The organism is Mesorhizobium tamadayense (assembly GCF_003863365.1).
GTDB lineage: Bacteria > Pseudomonadota > Alphaproteobacteria > Rhizobiales > Rhizobiaceae > Mesorhizobium > Mesorhizobium tamadayense.
In genome coordinates, this window is sequence record NZ_RQXT01000005.1 from 16,248 (window position 1) to 32,668 (window position 16,421).

A 16,421-nucleotide genomic window follows, 5' to 3' on the forward strand; every position below is an offset into this window, starting at 1 on the left:
TCTGATTTCGGTTCCTGTTCATCCCTCCATATTTTCGAGGAAACCGGTACGTGACTGATCGCGGGTCGAGAATTGTTTTGCCCGCCGGGGTGAAGCCCTCGGGGATCTGGACGCCTGCGCAGCGATTCGCCCTGTTGGCCAGCCGCGTTTGGGCGTGGCTTTTCCTTGCCCTCATGGTGCTTTTCTTCGTCGTCACGGTGCCGCTGGTCAGCGGCGGCGCGGTCCATTTCCTCACCATCCGAAATTCCCAGAACATTCTGGTCGCGATCATTCCGGTGCTGCTACTCGGATTGGGCCAGACCTTCGTCATCATCGGCGCCGGCATCGATCTGTCGGTCGGATGGGTGATGAGCCTCGCCTCGGTCCTGTCGGCACTAGCTCTGCGTTGGGCGTTCGATGGCGGGGTGCCGCTTTTTCCTTCGGTGCTGGTCGGGCTGATCGCGGGCGTCGGCGGCGCGGCGGTGGTCGGCTTCATCAACGGCGTCATCATCGCCAAGCTGAAAGTGCCGGCGTTCATCGTGACACTCGGCACCTCGTTCATCGTGCGTGGCGTCGCCTACCTCATGTCCGAGAACACGACGGTGATCGGATTGCCGCCGGGAATTCGCGCTTACGGCAATGACGCGCTTCTATACTTCATCCGGGGTGAAGGCGGTGGCTTCTATTTCCTCAAACGGCCGGATGTGAGCGGCGAGCTGCTCCGCCGGATGGATACGATCCTGCCCTATCCCGTCATCGTCACCGCTTGCGTCGTCGCCTGCGCCATCTTCCTCCTTCGCAAAACCCAATTCGGCCGACATACCTACGCCATCGGCGGCAGCATGGAAGCGGCCGTCCGCACCGGTATCCCTGTCGATCGTCACATCATCAAGCTCTACATCCTTTCCGCCTCGACCGCGGGGATGGCCGGTTTCCTGTCGACGCTTCGGTTCACCGCCGGTTCCGCGGTCATCGGCGATCCCCTGCTTCTGTCCTCGATCGCGGCGGTGATCATCGGCGGCGTCAGCCTGTTCGGCGGCGCCGGAACCGTGATCGGGACGGTGATCGGGGCCCTCATCATAGCGGTCCTGACCACGGGGTTGGTGATGCTCAACGTGGAGGCCTTCTTTCAGTTCATCGTGGTCGGAACGGTCGTGATCGTCGCGGTGCTGATCGACCAGTCTCGCGACTTGATTGCTGGTCGTCACCGGAGGCGTGCTGAGACATGACTGAGCCGCTTCTCTCTGTCAGGAACATCACAAAACGCTTCGGCGGCCTGGTTGCCGTGAACAATGTGAGCTGCGAGATCAATCGCGGCGAAGTCGTCGGCCTTCTCGGCGACAACGGGGCAGGAAAGTCGACACTGATCAAATGCATATCCGGCGTCTACCACGCCGACGAAGGCGAGATGTTCTTTGAAGGCAAGCACGCGCACTTTGCGCATCCGATGGAGGCTCGCCGCCATGGCGTCGAGACCATCTATCAGGACCTCGCGCTCGCCAACAACCTCGATGTGGGCGCTAATATTTTTCTGGGGCGCGAGGTGAAAAAGCGCCATCTCGGCGGGATGATCAAGACGCTCGACGACCAGCAGATGCTGCGCGAATCGCGGCGGACGCTCGAGTCCCTACAGATCCACTTTCCGACCCTCACAGAGCCGATCGAGAACCTGTCCGGCGGCCAGCGCCAGGCGGTCGCCATCGCGCGGGCGGTCTATTGGGACGCCAAGCTGATGATCATGGACGAGCCGACCAACAATCTCGGCGTTCCCGAGCAGCAGAAAGTTCTCGAGCTCATTCGCCGGTTGCGCGAGCACGGCGTGCCGGTGATCCTGATCACGCATACCCTGCCCGATGCGTTCGCGGTCACCGATCGCATCATCGTCATGCATCGCGGGCGCAAGGTGGCCGAGAAAGCAACTGCTGAGACGAACACGGAGGAACTCGTACAATACATGGTCGGCGCCCGCGACGATACGAACAAGGGCGTCCCTAGCCCGCAGAGAGAAATATCCTTGCCGCAATGAGTTTGCGGTTCGGATGCAATCTCGAGAAGGGCTTGCCGATTGATCGCGCCACCTCCACTCTGCGCACGGGTCGCGCTGCCAGGATTCCCCGCACACCCCCGCAAATGTCCAATTTTTGCAGCGTGCGAACGATCGCAAAGAGCAATTTCTCGATGTCGGGTGTCAACTTTTGTGAAGGGTTACGGATGCCGGCCTTCTGTGAGAGGCGGCGTGCGCTGGGGCCGGCGTCCGGAAGCCTCCAGGGAACGAACCCGACCAATGAAGCCACACCGGGGTAACTGCCGAGGGCATCCAGTTCCAGACCAGTGCGATGATCAAGCTTGCCCCATGGCGTGTCCTGATACTTCAATCTCTTTCATAAGCACACGCGATTCGGCTGAAGGAGCAAGGCAGAAGGTTCGAAAAGCTTCCAAGAACCCCAGCCAAACTGGATGCCCTGTGGATAACTTGGCTCCGCTCGCTTCTTCAGTTGCCACCGCCGCTACCGTTTCCGACAGCAAATCAAAAGGTTGCCTCAAGGCTGCACGAACCTCGCCTCGCTTCCACTCGCAGTTCGACAGTACCAGATTTAGAAGCCGTTTCTTCTCGTGCAGGGGCTGCCGAACGAACAACTGGCTGGCGGCATGGCTCGCCTTGAGCGCGTCTCGAACCCACGCCAACACCTCCTCGTCGAAATGCAGCTTGTCGAGAAGCGCCGCGAACGTCTCGTCAAGCACTTCCTCTCGAACGTATTTGCGGCGGCAATCGGCATAGTCGCCCCGGCCTGAGATGAATTGTGCGGCGTCGCTGATGCACCCAGCTGCGGTCATTTTCGCAGAAAGTCCGATGCGAGACGCGAGCCCGCTTCGCTCAATCTATCCTCTGCCATTCGGCAAGGATGCGAAAGAACCCGCTGACGTTTTCCACGATCTGGCGCGCATCCTCCTTGGACAGCGAACGACCGGTGCGCGCCTCGACGAGCTGAACCGTTCTTTCCAGCAAGGCGTCGTCGACGGCGCCCGTACGAGAAAACAGGTCGGTCTCGACCTGTCGACCGGCGTCTCTCCGCGTAGCTTTCATCGTTCCTGCCCAGGTTCGGACGTGCCATTGCAACGTCAGGGCAAGAATCGTCGAAAATTCTCCAATCTCGCATGGCCGTTGTGTACGTTTCCGTCTCCTTTTCTGCGCCGCTTTCGCTTCCGACGGTTTGATCCTCGCGGTCTCGCGCCATGTGGGCACATGCGCTGAGTCCCTTGAGGGAAGTTTCGGCGTCTCCCGAAGTGCACCCGATTGAGGAAGTCGCATAAGCTTTCGGCAAACTGGTCGTTAAGCCGTCTTGTGTTCGGCCGACGTGGGTTCGGCGACCGTCTCGCAGTCCTGCTTCGCGCCGAGAATTGCCAGTTCATCCCCCAATGCGGCGATCAAGGCCGACACGCGAGCGCGCACCCGTGGATGAAGGTGCATCAACCCCTCAATCAAGCGCCGGCCCTTCCGCGCTGGCGATAAACTCTATGCGCTCACCGGCCGGAAGAGGCGGATCATCACGGCCGGTTGCATTGCCAGACAGGCCTTCGAAGAAGCGGCTGACGGGAACGCCGAGCACGTTCGCAATCTCGTAGAGCATGGACGCGCTCACGCGGTTCCTCGCGTTCTCGTATTTCTGGAGCTGTTGAAAGCTGATGCCGATGGATCGGGCAAGCTGGGCCTGAGATACGTCCGACTGGACGCGAACCGCGGCAATCTGCCTGCCGACATGCTGATCGGCGGGATGAGGGCTGCTGTCGATTTTAGGCTTCGCCCACGCCCGCAAATGCCGGGGGGCGCTTCGGTTCTAACGCTGGCCTTCGCTGCCGCATCTGATGGCATCAATGAAGTGAATGCTGGTGAGCGCCTTCCGTCATGCCTTCCAGCTCTGAATTGGATGAGCCAGCCTGGAGGTGCTTAAACACGTCAAACCAGAAACGATATTCCCGCGTATCTCCCTCACAGTGCGCCGACAGGGCGGACCAGGCAACAACCGTTGCAGCCCCGTCGCACCACAGCACTTTTGCCACCTCGACAGCTTCAGCGACGGACCACTGCCCGCAAGGCGCGACCGCCTTGTTCCCGGTTGAACCGAAAGACGTCGGGCGAGTGTCGAATGAATCTGCCTTCCCACCCCTGAAGCGAGAACTTTTGGTCACGATGGACAATCCGCCGGCTCGTTTCTTCATGCTGCGCTCCCGTTCGCTCCGTTTGAGACGCGAATACCGCATCCTCTTCCCCTCCCCGGCTTCGATATGCCCAGCCTGTTCGCAAGCATCTGCCCCGGAACAAGCTCTTGCCCGATGCGGATCACATCTCCGAGCACAGAGCGGATCTGTGGCCAGGGAAACTCGGCATCGTCTGCCGGACCCTCCTCTTCCCTGAGCACGGCATCAAGCTTGGCTGCTACACCGGCAAGGGAAGCGGCGGGGGTTTCGGACAATAGCTCGAGCAGGTCCTCCGTTCGGTCGGCAGCCTTGCGCTCGGCCTGCAATGCCGCCGAATAGCCACTTTCCCTGGCGGCGGCATCCCAGCGCGCCTGATGAGCCGCGAAGTCGGTTTCAGCCTGCGCGCGCATTGCCGCGTCTTCCGGACCAAGATCCAGCACTTCGTGAATCGCCTGAAGTGAATGCAGCGTCACGTCCTCGCCGCCGCGCAGCAGGACGGTCGCACAAGGAAAGCCAACGGATTCGGCCAGCTTCCGTTCCAGGCGCTGCTGCTGGCGGCACAGCCGTTCAGTCTCATCGTGGGCCGCCTGCCATTGGCGCCACACGGCCACCGCAGGATCCGCGGATAGGTCTTCTAAACCGTTGCGGGCAAATGCGTTTCGCTTCGATCCCGCGAGCGCAATTGCCGTTCCCGCGAGCATCTTCCTGCGGGTGACGAAAGGCAAAGTCGTGGTATTGTCGGAATCAGCCATGATCCGAGCTCCCTGAAGCTTAGGCGTGGTCAGGCCGCACTGGGTGTACCGAGCACCTGTGCGGCCGCGTAGTCGCCCCTCCAGTTATGTCACTTTTTGTGACTTTTAACAAGATGAATGTCATGAAAAAGGACATACTGCCTCAGCAACTTCGTGCAGCACGGGCATTAATCGATTGGACAAGAGAGGACTTGGCAAGCGCCTCCGGTCTGACGGTTCGTACACTTGCCAGAATTGAGAGCTCTCAAACGATCCCCAGACAAACAACGCTTGAAGCCCTGGCTAAGGCATTAGAGACGGCAGGGATCGAATTCATTTCAGAGAATGGAGGGGGACCAGGCGTCCGGCTTTCCCGTCGGCTGGACGGCAAATGATGCCTAGCGGATAACTGCGCGGCTGCACTTCTTGACGCCACGTCCTTATGGCCGTTGTTGGGGTGAAAGCCGAAGAGGACCGTAAAGACGGCGGCTGAGAGCCTAGGCAGGACGGAAAGCCAAAGCCCGGTCAGCCAGGGCGCCATCCACTGTCCGGAGCCGGCATTTCGACATTTTCAACGACATCGGCGCGTCTCTGATTTTCAGTCTGATAGCAGAGTTTCTCGTGGGAGCCTGCCTCCCGGCGAGGACGGGCGGCAAGGGCAACGGTCTCAGCGCAGCATTGCAGCCGAGTTCGGGCTCAAGCGCCTTCGAGCAGCCTCGGGAACGCGCCTATTGCTCGGTTCGGGCCGAGTCATTGGGGCGCAAACGATCCGTGCTTGCCTGCTCCGCATCCGCCGCGCGATGATCAGCGCCTTGCGGCCCGTCTCCGGCGAGGCCGCGGAGGCAAAGCACGACCGCGACGGACCATGCAACGCGCGTCAAACGCGCTCTTTTATTCTTTTCAGCGTCAGGCACATTTGATTGCCCCATAGAGACTAGGCATGTGGAACTGAAACTCAGTTCGAATCTCGGATCGATCGCCACACGATCCAATAAATAGCTGCATGCACAGCAAAAAATCCGATAAGCGTTGCAAGAAAAACGGCAAGCATCACAAAATAAGGATGGCGATTTAACCAAGTTACGGAACCATCACCATCACCATGTTGAAGCGTTGCGTAGGCTGACCTCCACGTTGCTAAAAAACGAAGCGTCGTCCAAATTACAGCCCAAACCACAACAGCGATAATGGATGAGCCGCGGGCCCAAAGCAAATCGGTCCGATCAATGACATCAACGGGATCAATATTCTCATCTAAAATTCCTATTATCTAGGACAAGTCACCACATGAGCACCGACACTATACCTAGTGCGTCGACAATTCGCCAAGGCTCACGTACCCGATCTCAGGGCAGTCAAGGCCGAGGCACAGAGGCCGAACGCGATGGTCGGGTCATCTGGGTCGAGCTCGGTGAGAAGCCATGTGGTGCCCGACGTGAACAATTTGACAACGGGCACTCGCCCGGCCTGTGTGAATAAAAGCCGCCGGCAACAGACAATAATAAAAACAACCACTTACCTTTAAGGGCGTGTTACGTCGCGCCTTGAACGGCGGAGCAACGAAAGCGGGCCACTGACTCGCCCGTAACCTGCGAACGGCCCCCTACATGAATTCCGATGCGTGAGTACATCGATCAAGCTTGCCCTACAGCAGACTCATGCATCCCGACCTCCTTCGCGAGTGCCCGCAATTCGGCCGGTGGCGCGAGACAGAAAGTTCGAAAAGCTTCCAAGAACCAATAACCCCAGTCGATTCCTAATTGTCGAACGACCCACCTGCTTTGCGTCAACATCAGTCGCTTGCTGGCAGTGAGGAGAAGGGCCGGAGAGTGGACCAGCGGCTTCCGGCTGCGACACGCCGGAAGCAGGCATTCGGATCGAACAAACGCTCCGTTTGGGATCTGACCCTAGAAGAGGGGCGCTGGGGGTTGGCGGGCACGTAGGGTCTATAAATTATACCAAGCGGAAAATGCTAATCCTAGCGCCAGCGCCATTGCTGCATAAAGAGCCGGCAAAGCTTTGGGGCTAACACCAGTCCGCAGCAAAGTGTGACCAAGATGGTCCGTGCCGCCGATCCATGGCTGGCGCCCCTGCCGCAGGCGGCGAATTACAACGAACACGGCATCTAGCAGCGGAACCGCAGTCCACGCCAATGATGAGCCAAATCCCTTGTCAGAGGCGTACAGCACAATTGCTGCGCCAAGCAGAAGGCTGCCGCTGTCGCCCATGAAAACACGCGCGGGCGGATAGTTGAAGCAAAGGAAGCCGACACACGCGCCCGCGCCGGCCAATCCGACATCGCCGCCCAGACCCAAGAATGCGGCTGCAATTGCACTCGCTGCAAGACCATCTGCATGATCGAGCATATTGACCGCGTTGCACGCTATCCACATGGCGATCGGGACCCACCACAGACCTGTGGCGATCCCGGCTAAGACCGCCGCCGCAGCCAGTGCCACTGCCTTGACACCGGCGGAAAGCGATCGGACGTCATCGAGCGCGCCGATCAAACAGATAGCAGCGAGCAGAAGAACATGCTCGACTGGAAGCCATGGGGACATGGCGACCAGCATGGCGGGACCTGCCAGCCGAGGAACCTCACCCGATGTGTGCCATCGGTCGCTTTTGACTTTCGAGACCGCGCCGATACGGGTCGCAAAACGCGCAAACAGCCAAACGCCAGGAACCGCGATAAGCACGGCCCCGATGAACGGGACCAATGGGCCAAGCGTCAAGCCATCACTCGTTCGGTACGCATGTGCTCAATGCAGTCGACAATCGTCTGCCTCGTGCTTCGCACAGGGCGCCAGCCGGTGGTGGTGGTCAAAAGATTTGTGTCCGGCACGCGGTCATACGTTACGGCAAACCTCTCGCCATAGATCGAGTTGGACGGCTTCATGACAATCGGCGCGTTTGTCTTGGTGGCCTCAACTACCATCCTTGCAAGGTTGCCAATCTGCACAGCCTCGCTACCGCCCAGATTGACCGGACGTCCTCGCAAGGAACGGCTCTGCATGACCAGTAGCAACCCTTCTGCGGCGTCAGCAACATGAAGAAATGCCCGCCTCTGCTCGCCATCGTCATGAACAACGAGCGGCTCGCCCCGCAACGCCGCGTCGACAAAGACCGGCAATACCAAACCGGTTGCCGCACGCTGCCGCGGCCCAGCCATGTTGAATGGCCGGACGATCCAGGTCGGGATACCGAAATCGAAAAACATGCCGGCGACCAGATGCTCGACCGCTGCTTTCGCAGCGGCATAGCCCCATCGCGGCCGGATGTCCGTCATTACAGGATCGGACTCGGTGATCGGACGATCGCGGCCAGAGCCGTAAACTTCCGAGCTTGATGTATAAAGAATCGGTCGCCGGTGGAATTGGCAAGCCTCGACGATGGCACAGCCCGACTCCAGAATGCCGCTGGTCACGGCAAAACGTTCCTTATGGGCGCGCTGAACACCGATGGGGCTCGCCAGATGGAAGACTGCGTCGGCCTGACCCACTTCGTTGTGAACCGCGGCATTGAATGCTTGATCGCCAACCCTGAAGGTACGAATCTTCAGGCGGGGATCGCCAGCGGGAAGATTGCGAAGCGATCCGTTCGAAAGATCGTCGATAACGGTTACGCTGCAATTTCGGGCAAGCAAGATGTCGACAAGTGCCGATCCAACGAAGCCTGCACCACCTGTAACCAAGACATGGGTGTGCGCGCCGAATTCAACCAGGTCCGCGCTATGGTTGTCCAATATTTTCGCCCTCCAGAACGCCCGTGGCCTCGCAACATCCGGGACAGTCTTTCTATACAGTCAAGGACAGCGCGAACAACCTCGTTTTTCTAGCAAACAGCGGGTTTTCATCGTCCTCGATTTCTTCAACCGACAAGCGCCCACGCGGCACACCGCCCAAAGCCCAACATCAACCCCCATGAGGGCAGACCTGATTCCGAATCAAGCTTGATTCCGGTGTAGTTTTTCGTCCTTGTAGCTCGAAATAAACTGTGAGGGTATCCCCATGTTTCTCAGGCTTCAGATTGTAAGGACATGCTAATGTTCGAATGGGCGATTGGCGTGATCGCAGTGGCGACTTTTACACTACGTCTCTGCGTCGACTCATGGGATGCAAGCAGGCTATGACACAAGGGAGTTAGTTCGGGAGGAGTTTTGAAGCTCGACTATCGGCCAGACATCGACGGATTGCGAGCGATGGCCGTGGCCATCGTGATCCTTTTCCATTTCGGCGTACCCGGTTTCCCGGGCGGATTCATCGGCGTCGATATTTTCTTTGTCATCTCAGGTTATTTGATCACACGCCTTTTGATTGCCGAAGAAGGCGGACTTTCACTGCCTGAATTCTATGGCAGACGAATCCGGCGAATACTGCCTGCAATGCTGGTGATGATTTGTTTCTCGCTGATGGCGGGGTGGTATCTGCTGCTGCCCGGGGACTATGCCGGTTTGGGACGGAGTGCAGCATATTCTGCTCTCGGGTTGGGAAACTACTACTTCCTCTGGAATACCGGCTACTTCGACCGCGACGCGACACTTCTACCTCTTCTTCATCTCTGGTCGCTGGGCGTCGAGGAGCAGTTCTATCTCGCGTGGCCGATACTGCTTGTGTCCGCGACAAGACTGGCACGGGGCCGCCGACTGCCGATCGCCGCGCTGATCTGCACCGTCGCACTAGCCAGCTTCTCGATTGCCCTCCATCTGGTGGCAATCGATGCGAAGCAAGCATTCTATGTTCCCTTCAGCCGGGCTTGGGAGTTGGCCTTGGGCGGTTTGCTCGTCTTCGTGCCGCCGATCAGCCGCCGCGGGACTTCCGAAGCGTTCGGGCTGATTGGCATTTGCCTAGTCGCCGGCAGCGCCGTGTGGCTGTCGCCGAGCCAACCCTTTCCGGGCCTCAGCGCGCTCGTCCCGGTGACCGGCGCTGTCCTGCTCATCTGGCCGCGTTCGCAGTCAATGGTCTCGGCTTTGCTTGCGAGCGCAGTTTTGCGATCGACGGGCAAGATTTCCTACAGCCTTTATCTTTGGCATTGGCCGATCCTGGTCTTCTTTCGTCACTACGCAGGTACCGCGATGCCGACGGCGGTCGAATCGTCGGTTCTGATTGCGACGGCCTGGCTGGCAGCGTATCTATCCTGGCGGTTCGTCGAGGAACCTGCGCGCCGTTGGCGGGCGCCTCCACCCAGAGCACTGATCGCCGGTGCGACCGCCGCGCTGTTGGTTTGCCTGAGCGGCAACGCGATCTTCGAAGCCGGCGGCTTCACCAACAGGATTTCGAAAGAAGTCGAGGCAATGCGCAGTCTCGATATGATGTGGGATTGGCCATGTCCGCGAACGGTCAGCATTGCTGAACTGGGTGGCACTTTTTGCGCGTTCGGCGCGCCCTGGGACAGAGCGGCACACCACGCCATGTTGTGGGGCGACAGCCACGCAGAGCATCTCGCCCCTCTCTTTGATGCCGTAGGCAAAAGAGAAAACACGGCCTTCTTTCTCTATCGTGGCTGCCCGGCCGCCTTCGGCGAGGATGTCCATCGCTCCTTCCCGGGACTGCCCAACTACCGGGAAACCTGCGCATCGTCTCGGGAGGTGGCGGTCACTATGCTAGGGCAGCGGAAGGATATCGACCTCGTGGCGCTGTCGTCGGCTTGGACCGCCCTCCTCAACACCGACGTCACTTCCGATGACGGGCGGCAAGCCGATAAATTAGTGCTGCTGCGCGATGGCCTGCGTAGTCTCGTCAAAGAAATCAGCACCCCGAACCGACGCATTGGAATCATTGGACAGGTGCCGGGGCCAGGCCTCGATTTGACTTCATGCGCGGTGATGCGCGAAAGCGGCATGATAAGACATTGCTCGACCGAGATGGATAGCGAGCGGATCCTGCAGATATGGTCGCCAATGGTGACCGCGCTCGGATCGCTCGCAGAGGATAATTCGGTGTTCTTTGTGAATCCGCTCAAAGGCATGTGTCCGGGCGGACATTGCGCCACCTACGTCAACGGTGAGTTCATTTACCGCGACGGGTCGCACCTCCGCAGAAATCTAAGGCCGGAGACCGACGACGCGATCGCGCGAATGATGGGCCTTTACGCGGCTCTTGATGCAAGCCAAGGGCAAGCCCGGGTGTCGGCCGCGGACGCCGAGCAAGCCCAAGCGGCCACCAGAAGCGATTTGGCGGGAAGCCAAATGGCCAAGCCACATCCCGACAGTGACCGGCTTGGCCTGGCGGAACAACGGTGTCGCGTTGCCCATTAAAGGGCAAGCCGGATCCCCTTCGTCCGTAGCAACTGCCGGACCGGACGGTTATCGCGCTGACATAGACGGACTTAGAGCAGTCGCCGTTCTCGCGGTGCTCTGTTTCCATTTGGGAGTTTCGGGTTTTTCCGGCGGCTTTGTCGGCGTCGATGTGTTTTTCGTGATCAGCGGTTTTCTGATTACGCGCATTGTGGCCGCCGATATCAAGGCGGAGCGTTTCAGTCTTGCGCGGTTCTGGTCGCGTCGGGCTCGCCGCCTCCTGCCGGCCTTGTTCGCCACACTGGCGCTTTCATGCGTCGCCGCTTTTCTTTTGCTTGCGCCTCGGCATCTGGAGAGCTTCGCGCAATCCCTGGTGGCCGCGGCTTTCGGCGTTTCGAACATCCTGTTCTGGCGCGAGTCGGGTTACTTCGATCTCGCCGCGCGAATTAAGCCACTCCTACATACCTGGTCCCTGAGCGTGGAGTGGCAGTTCTATCTCGTCTGGCCGTTGCTGCTTTCAGTTTTGCTTGGCCGGTACCCAAGGCGGATGGCGTGGCCGATTCTGGCGGCCGCTGCTTTGAGCTTCTGCCTTATTCTCGCGTTCCAGGACGGATCGTTTTGGCTGTTTTCATGGACGCATGCGGCCGAATGGATCGCCGACGGGCGTGCGACCGTCTTTTACAACACGCCTTTTCGCGTGTTCGAGTTCGCTTGCGGCGCGGCGCTGGTGTGGCTTCCGAAGCCACGGCCCGTCATTCTTCACGAGTTGCTCGTCCTGCTTGGGCTAGTCCTTATTGGCAGCGCCGTCTTCTTCCTCGATAGCGGTTCGGGCGCTCCCGCTTGGAATGTCCTTCTCCCTACCATCGGCGCCGCGATGGTGCTGCATTCGGATCGTTCGCGATGGGCGGGACTTATCCTGCGCAACGTTCCGGCCGTGTATCTCGGACGCATCAGCTACTCACTCTACCTCGTCCACTGGCCGCTGATGGTGTTTTGCAACTATGGCCTGCTTCGAACACCGTCGTCGGCAGAAGCTATTTTCGTCGGGCTGCTGTCTCTCGTCCTCGCTACCTTGATGTTTCATTTCGTCGAGCAGCCTTGTCGTGCAGGCCGTGGCTTCGTCGCACCTGCCGGGCTTGCCTTGGCGGGCCTGGTCTCATTCTCCGTGGTCAACTACGCGATGTCGGACGGAATGCCCTGGCGTCTTCAGTCCGTAGCAGCGGGAACCGAACTGGCCGACAGTGCGGCCTTGAAGGCGATCACGGGTTCGTTGGGTTGTCAGGATTTCTGTGAGTTCGGAAATCTCCAAAGCCCGAACAGGGTCCTGGTGGTCGGGGATTCGCATGTCGAACATTACACACGCGCCCTCAACGAACTCGGTGGGCAGGATTTCCATTTCCTGCTGGCAGAAGCCGGCAATTGCTATTTCGGGGCGGAGCTTCAGACCCGAACCAACGGTGCGGTCACGCAGCATTGCCGGAACGCAACAGACCAGGCCGCGCGTTGGTTGAAGGCTGGTGGCATTGTGGCCATCGTCCAGGGGCAGCGCTGGCCTGGATATCGCAATCTTCTTGAACGGAAGGTCGATGGCGCGCCTGTCGACATTTCTGATGTGGCGACGCTGTTTCCGACGATGCTCGGGGATATCGCGAAACTCTATGCCGGCTTTCGCGGTCCGGTCATTCTTATTGGGCACGCTCCGAGTACCAACCTGATTTGCAGCATAAGACCGGCTTATTTCTCCTTGCCATGCCCGGTCCCCTCACGGGTAGAGCATGTGGATTTCGAAGGCTCGTTTCATGCCTTCGCAACAGTGCATCGTGGCTTCGACCTGGTAGATCCCGTCGATACCATTTGTTCGCCGAGGGAGTGTCATGCCACGGACGCGGCGGGACATAGTCTCTATGTCGACGATCACCATCTGTCGATCTTCGGAGCGCGGCTTGTCGTTCCGAAGATCATCGAGAGGCTTCAGAAGGATTTGTCCGTCGCGTCACGGCAGCCATTGTGGCAACCGACCACGCAATGACTATGCCCAGAAGAGTGAAGCAGAGCGCGCTGACCGAGAGCGGAACGGCGACCTCGTAGGTTCGCCCATTTTTACGAGGATCGCTCGAATCCGTGGCCGCAAACAGCACCGCGTCTCGCCGACGGAATGTATACTCGCCCGGACGGACGGCGGGCCATGCATGCGGGGACCAGTCGACCCGCTGGAGCGGTGTCTTGTCCTCGCGCAGATGGAATGCTTGCGACGAAGACGCGCCGGGAATGCTGTCAAACTGGAAAAGGCCCGGAAATTGTGACGGTGGAAGGCGCGTCTCGTATCCGCCTCTCGCGGTGAACATGGTCTCGTTCTGGAGTCGCCCGCTTGCCAGCGGCGGTGTGACGAGCAGTATCGCAACGCAGCCGGCGGCAAATGCCGCGAAGCCTGCAGCTGCTCCGCAAACAAAGCTCCAAGGCTGCCCACTCCCTGCCGGCGACGACTTTCGAGCGGACGCTCTGCGCTCGGCAAGCATGCCGCCAATTGCCAGGGCGACTGGAAGGAAGAGAGAGGGCGTGAGCAAGATGTCGTGGGACGTCAGCATCACCCCTATAAGCGCTACACCAATCGCGAGATCGCCAGCGTCGCGGGCGAAGCAGAAAGCGAAGCCGACGAGGCCGATCGGGATCAACCAGCCGAGGTGGCCAAAAGCGATTGCGAAGAGAAGGAAGGTATTGTGGGGAGCCAAGGCTTGCGCCTCTTCAAGGCCGCGACCAAAGAAGCCACCTTCTTGATAGGCGAGCAGGCCGCGCTCGAGAAAGAGTGCTCTGGCCGAAATCGAATTTCTCTTGCCCTCGTCGGTCAGACGCTCGCCGAACGCTTGCATCTTGGCAACATTGGCCGCGGACGAGGGCGGAGATAGGGCGACGGCGTCCACAGGCTTGTCGGCCTGGGGAGGAGCGGCTGAACTGATCGCAGGTTGTGCAGGCTGGTGGTCAATACGCGCGGACGAACTTGCCCCAGGTGGAGCCGGTTGATTTGCCGAACTCCAATCGGGCGACGGCGCAACCGGGGCTTCGGCGGCAGGTGCGGATCGCTCTTGAGATGTGTCGACAGCTTCCGTTGCCTCATCGAGTGCCTTGCTAACCGATAATACACCAGCGAAGGATTCGCCGATGGCCACGCGGAAATAAGCATTTGTAGTCAGCGCGATGCCGATGGCAATCAACAGTGCAAATGCGGCGATGACCGCTCGACCCCAGCCGCTGATATCGATGTCAAAACGACGGCCACTGCGAAATTGCTGCCAAATGCGAACGGCAACGGGCACGGCCACGGCGCCGAAGGCAGCAAGGAGGGTCGAGCGGGAAAGCGTGGCAAGAAGTGCTGCGCCTACCAGGACCAGGAAGCTTGCACGCCATTTTTGCGAGACGGCGCGGTAGCTTGCCGCAGCCCCAAGCAGAAGGCCGGCCGCCGCTACATTCGGGTTGATCGCCAGGCCGGCAGCTCGTCCAGGGGTATTGGTGAAGCCGTTGGCGAACAAAAGATCGAGGAAGCACGCCACCGCGCTGAGTGCCGTGACCGATGCCGATATGCGCAACACCGTCGCAGGCATGGAGGCGAGCATGAAGACAATCGCTGAGCCAGCGAGAAAAAGCGTAATTAGATAGCACTCAGCGACGATCCCGACCGTGTGAAGCGCGACCGGGGCGACTGCCATGATGGCGGCGATCGCAAGCGGGAGAATAGCACTAAGCACGTCCCGGCGCGCCACAAGGACGGCGATCGCGACAATCAGGACGCCGCCATACAGCGTATGAAAAACTAACCTCGCGAACTCGTCCCGCCCTGTAAAGAACGGCAGAAAGTATGGCATGAACCAGGACTGATAGATGACCACCGTAAACGCGCAGAGCCAGGCGGTAATATTCGTCAGTGCCGAACGCGGCGAATTCGCCCAGCGTTCCGAAGGGGTGATCCCGCTCATTCAATTGTCCGCGAGATAGAGGCGTTCATAAGCGTCGACCATGGCCGCTGTCGAATAGAGCGACCGCATTGCCCGTTGCCGAAATTCCCGGTCGCCTGTCTGCTCCGGCAATCGGTCGAGGACGGCTATAAGCCCACGCGCCAGATCGGCGGGGTCACGAGGCTGCACCAATACACAACACGGCAGGCCAGAGACAGCTTCCGGGTTTCCACCGACATTGGTGGCGACGACGGGAAGACCTGCCGTGAGCTTTTCCATCAAAGCGTTGCAAAAGCCTTCTTCGTGGGAGGCGATCACGCCGACATCCATGCCGGCGAGCAGGCCCGGGACGTCATTCTGCATTCCCAACAGCCGCACTTTCGCTCCAACGCCGAGCCGCTGGGCCTGCTCGGTCAGGGCCGGTCCGATGCCCCGATCCTGTCCTGCTATGAACAATCTCAGGTTCGGCCGATTTTGGCTTGCGCGAGCGAATGCCTCGATGAGATCGCTGTGTCCCTTATATGGAATTAGATTGGCGACTATGACGATGCCGATGTCGTCAGAATCAAGACCGAGGCGGCGCCGAGTGTCGTCCCGGCGATGACCGATATCGTCGAAGCGGCTCATATCGAGACCATTTGGAATCACGCGAACGCGGTTGATGTCATAGCTGTCGCGAGCGGCCATATCGGCCGCGACCGCATGGGAGTTCGCGACCACCACATGCGAAAGCCGGTTGGCGATCCGATCCATAAGCTTCAGCCGTGGCCATCGCTCCTGATGGTTGCCGAGACCGCGCCGCGAAGTGACGACGAGCGGCGCCAGCGCGAACCGTCCCGCCAGCGCGCCCAGGAAGTTGGTCAAAGGTAGGAAGGCATGAACCACGCGCGGCCGGGTCCAGGCGATGCGCACGATAAGCGAAGCAACCGCGGCGCCGAGAACGAGCATCGCCTTCACACTTGGTCGCGTTCTCGGGGTAGAGCTCGGTTTGGAGTCCATCTTGGCAAATGCCGGCTCGGGTGAAGGATTCGGCCGATGAAGTCCATACAATACCCGGATTCCGGCACGATTGAGAGTCTCTGCCAGAACGCCGCCGCTCGACAGCGCGAAGACTTCGACCGTCCAGCCTCGCTTTTTCAATTCCTTGGCAAGCAGCACAAGCTGGCTTTCCGTCCCGCCGAGATCAAGCGTACCGATAACAAAAAGCAGGCTGCGACGAGGCCTTCTTGCGCGTGCGGTCGCAGGCTCTGCCGCGCGCTGTTGGCTTTCAGCATCGGTCATCAAAAGTTCTTCTCGCAGCGTCATCCGTCCCGCCGCCGTCCCTCGTTGGCC

At 59.6% G+C, this 16,421-nt stretch carries 15 protein-coding genes and 1 pseudogene; 5 read left to right on the forward strand and 11 right to left on the reverse strand.

Annotation, left to right across the window (positions count from 1 at the left end):
* The first annotated feature begins 134 nt into the window (after window positions 1-134).
* Together EH240_RS05770 and EH240_RS05775 are read left to right on the forward strand one after the other, a co-directional pair.
* Window positions 135-1,208, forward strand: coding sequence for an ABC transporter permease (locus tag EH240_RS05770; protein WP_124996458.1), 1,074 nt, complete (start codon window positions 135-137; stop codon window positions 1,206-1,208).
* Window positions 1,205-2,005 (forward strand): ATP-binding cassette domain-containing protein, encoded by an 801-nt coding sequence (locus tag EH240_RS05775; protein WP_124996459.1) that lies wholly within the window; start codon window positions 1,205-1,207, stop codon window positions 2,003-2,005. Before EH240_RS05770 ends, EH240_RS05775 begins: the two co-directional genes overlap by 4 nt.
* Before the next feature lie 314 nt (window positions 2,006-2,319).
* Here the strand turns inward: EH240_RS05775 and EH240_RS05785 are convergent, their stop codons facing one another.
* The 6 genes and pseudogenes from EH240_RS05785 to EH240_RS05805 form a co-directional block, all read right to left on the reverse strand.
* Entirely contained in the window at window positions 2,320-2,814 is a 495-nt protein-coding gene (locus EH240_RS05785) for a hypothetical protein (RefSeq protein WP_124996461.1), read from the reverse strand.
* Window positions 2,815-2,854: 40 nt separating this feature from the next.
* Window positions 2,855-3,064 carry a hypothetical protein gene (locus EH240_RS05790; protein ID WP_124996462.1) on the reverse strand — a complete coding sequence of 70 codons (210 nt, stop codon included), beginning with the start codon at window positions 3,062-3,064 and terminating at the stop codon, window positions 2,855-2,857.
* Between the two features lie 391 nt (window positions 3,065-3,455).
* Window positions 3,456-3,608, reverse strand: coding sequence for a hypothetical protein (locus EH240_RS38770; protein WP_245435842.1), 153 nt, complete (start codon window positions 3,606-3,608; stop codon window positions 3,456-3,458).
* Between the two features lie 18 nt (window positions 3,609-3,626).
* Window positions 3,627-3,794, reverse strand: a pseudogene (locus EH240_RS40010) (helix-turn-helix domain-containing protein); the annotation flags it as partial.
* A gap of 55 nt (window positions 3,795-3,849) precedes the next feature.
* Window positions 3,850-4,197 (reverse strand): hypothetical protein, encoded by a 348-nt coding sequence (locus tag EH240_RS05800; RefSeq protein ID WP_124996464.1) that lies wholly within the window; start codon window positions 4,195-4,197, stop codon window positions 3,850-3,852.
* Window positions 4,194-4,928, reverse strand: a complete 735-nt coding sequence (locus tag EH240_RS05805; RefSeq protein WP_206075225.1) for a hypothetical protein — start codon at window positions 4,926-4,928, stop codon at window positions 4,194-4,196. Before EH240_RS05805 ends, EH240_RS05800 begins: the two co-directional genes overlap by 4 nt.
* A 122-nt stretch (window positions 4,929-5,050) precedes the next feature.
* On the opposite strand from EH240_RS05805, the gene EH240_RS05810 reads away from it, so the two are divergent.
* Entirely contained in the window at window positions 5,051-5,302 is a 252-nt protein-coding gene (locus EH240_RS05810) for a helix-turn-helix domain-containing protein (RefSeq protein ID WP_245435843.1), read from the forward strand.
* A 937-nt stretch (window positions 5,303-6,239) separates the two neighbouring features.
* Here EH240_RS05810 and EH240_RS05815 read toward each other — a convergent pair.
* The 3 genes from EH240_RS05815 to EH240_RS05825 all read right to left on the reverse strand — a co-directional run bounded on the left by EH240_RS05815 (window position 6,240) and on the right by EH240_RS05825 (window position 8,652).
* Entirely contained in the window at window positions 6,240-6,422 is a 183-nt protein-coding gene (locus EH240_RS05815) for a DUF2958 domain-containing protein (protein ID WP_425374772.1), read from the reverse strand.
* 431 nt (window positions 6,423-6,853) lie between these two features.
* Complete coding sequence (locus EH240_RS05820) at window positions 6,854-7,480, reverse strand: MraY family glycosyltransferase (RefSeq protein ID WP_245435844.1); 627 nt, start codon at window positions 7,478-7,480, stop codon at window positions 6,854-6,856.
* A gap of 158 nt (window positions 7,481-7,638) precedes the next feature.
* Window positions 7,639-8,652, reverse strand: a complete 1,014-nt coding sequence (locus EH240_RS05825) for an NAD-dependent epimerase/dehydratase family protein (RefSeq protein WP_167483936.1) — start codon at window positions 8,650-8,652, stop codon at window positions 7,639-7,641.
* A 414-nt stretch (window positions 8,653-9,066) separates the two neighbouring features.
* Between EH240_RS05825 and EH240_RS05830 the strand changes: the two genes are divergently transcribed.
* A complete protein-coding gene (locus EH240_RS05830) occupies window positions 9,067-11,163 on the forward strand; it encodes an acyltransferase family protein (RefSeq protein WP_124996467.1) in 2,097 nt (698 codons plus the stop codon).
* Complete coding sequence (locus EH240_RS05835; RefSeq protein ID WP_167483937.1) at window positions 11,126-13,171, forward strand: acyltransferase family protein; 2,046 nt, start codon at window positions 11,126-11,128, stop codon at window positions 13,169-13,171. Before EH240_RS05830 ends, EH240_RS05835 begins: the two co-directional genes overlap by 38 nt.
* On the opposite strand, the gene EH240_RS05840 is transcribed toward EH240_RS05835, so the two are convergent.
* On the reverse strand, window positions 13,101-15,110 hold the full coding sequence (locus EH240_RS05840; protein ID WP_124996469.1) for an O-antigen ligase family protein: 2,010 nt from the start codon (window positions 15,108-15,110) through the stop codon (window positions 13,101-13,103). The two genes, EH240_RS05835 and EH240_RS05840, sit on opposite strands and share 71 nt — an antisense overlap.
* Window positions 15,111-16,370 (reverse strand): glycosyltransferase, encoded by a 1,260-nt coding sequence (locus EH240_RS05845; RefSeq protein WP_167483938.1) that lies wholly within the window; start codon window positions 16,368-16,370, stop codon window positions 15,111-15,113.
* Window positions 16,371-16,421: the final 51 nt, after the last annotated feature.

What these genes read in the sequence shown, in the direction of transcription:
- EH240_RS05845 (WP_167483938.1), bottom strand. Translation starts at nt 16,370, where the DNA reads ATGACCGATGCTGAAAGCCAACAGCGCGCGGCAGAGCCTGCGACCGCA.
- EH240_RS05790 (WP_124996462.1), bottom strand. Translation starts at nt 3,064, where the DNA reads ATGAAAGCTACGCGGAGAGACGCCGGTCGACAGGTCGAGACCGACCTG.
- EH240_RS05820 (WP_245435844.1), bottom strand. Translation starts at nt 7,480, where the DNA reads ATGCTGGTCGCCATGTCCCCATGGCTTCCAGTCGAGCATGTTCTTCTG.
- EH240_RS05785 (WP_124996461.1), bottom strand. Translation starts at nt 2,814, where the DNA reads ATGACCGCAGCTGGGTGCATCAGCGACGCCGCACAATTCATCTCAGGC.
- EH240_RS05775 (WP_124996459.1), top strand. Translation starts at nt 1,205, where the DNA reads ATGACTGAGCCGCTTCTCTCTGTCAGGAACATCACAAAACGCTTCGGC.
- EH240_RS05805 (WP_206075225.1), bottom strand. Translation starts at nt 4,928, where the DNA reads ATGGCTGATTCCGACAATACCACGACTTTGCCTTTCGTCACCCGCAGG.
- EH240_RS05810 (WP_245435843.1), top strand. Translation starts at nt 5,051, where the DNA reads ATGAAAAAGGACATACTGCCTCAGCAACTTCGTGCAGCACGGGCATTA.
- EH240_RS05800 (WP_124996464.1), bottom strand. Translation starts at nt 4,197, where the DNA reads ATGAAGAAACGAGCCGGCGGATTGTCCATCGTGACCAAAAGTTCTCGC.
- EH240_RS05840 (WP_124996469.1), bottom strand. Translation starts at nt 15,110, where the DNA reads ATGAGCGGGATCACCCCTTCGGAACGCTGGGCGAATTCGCCGCGTTCG.
- EH240_RS38770 (WP_245435842.1), bottom strand. Translation starts at nt 3,608, where the DNA reads ATGCTCTACGAGATTGCGAACGTGCTCGGCGTTCCCGTCAGCCGCTTC.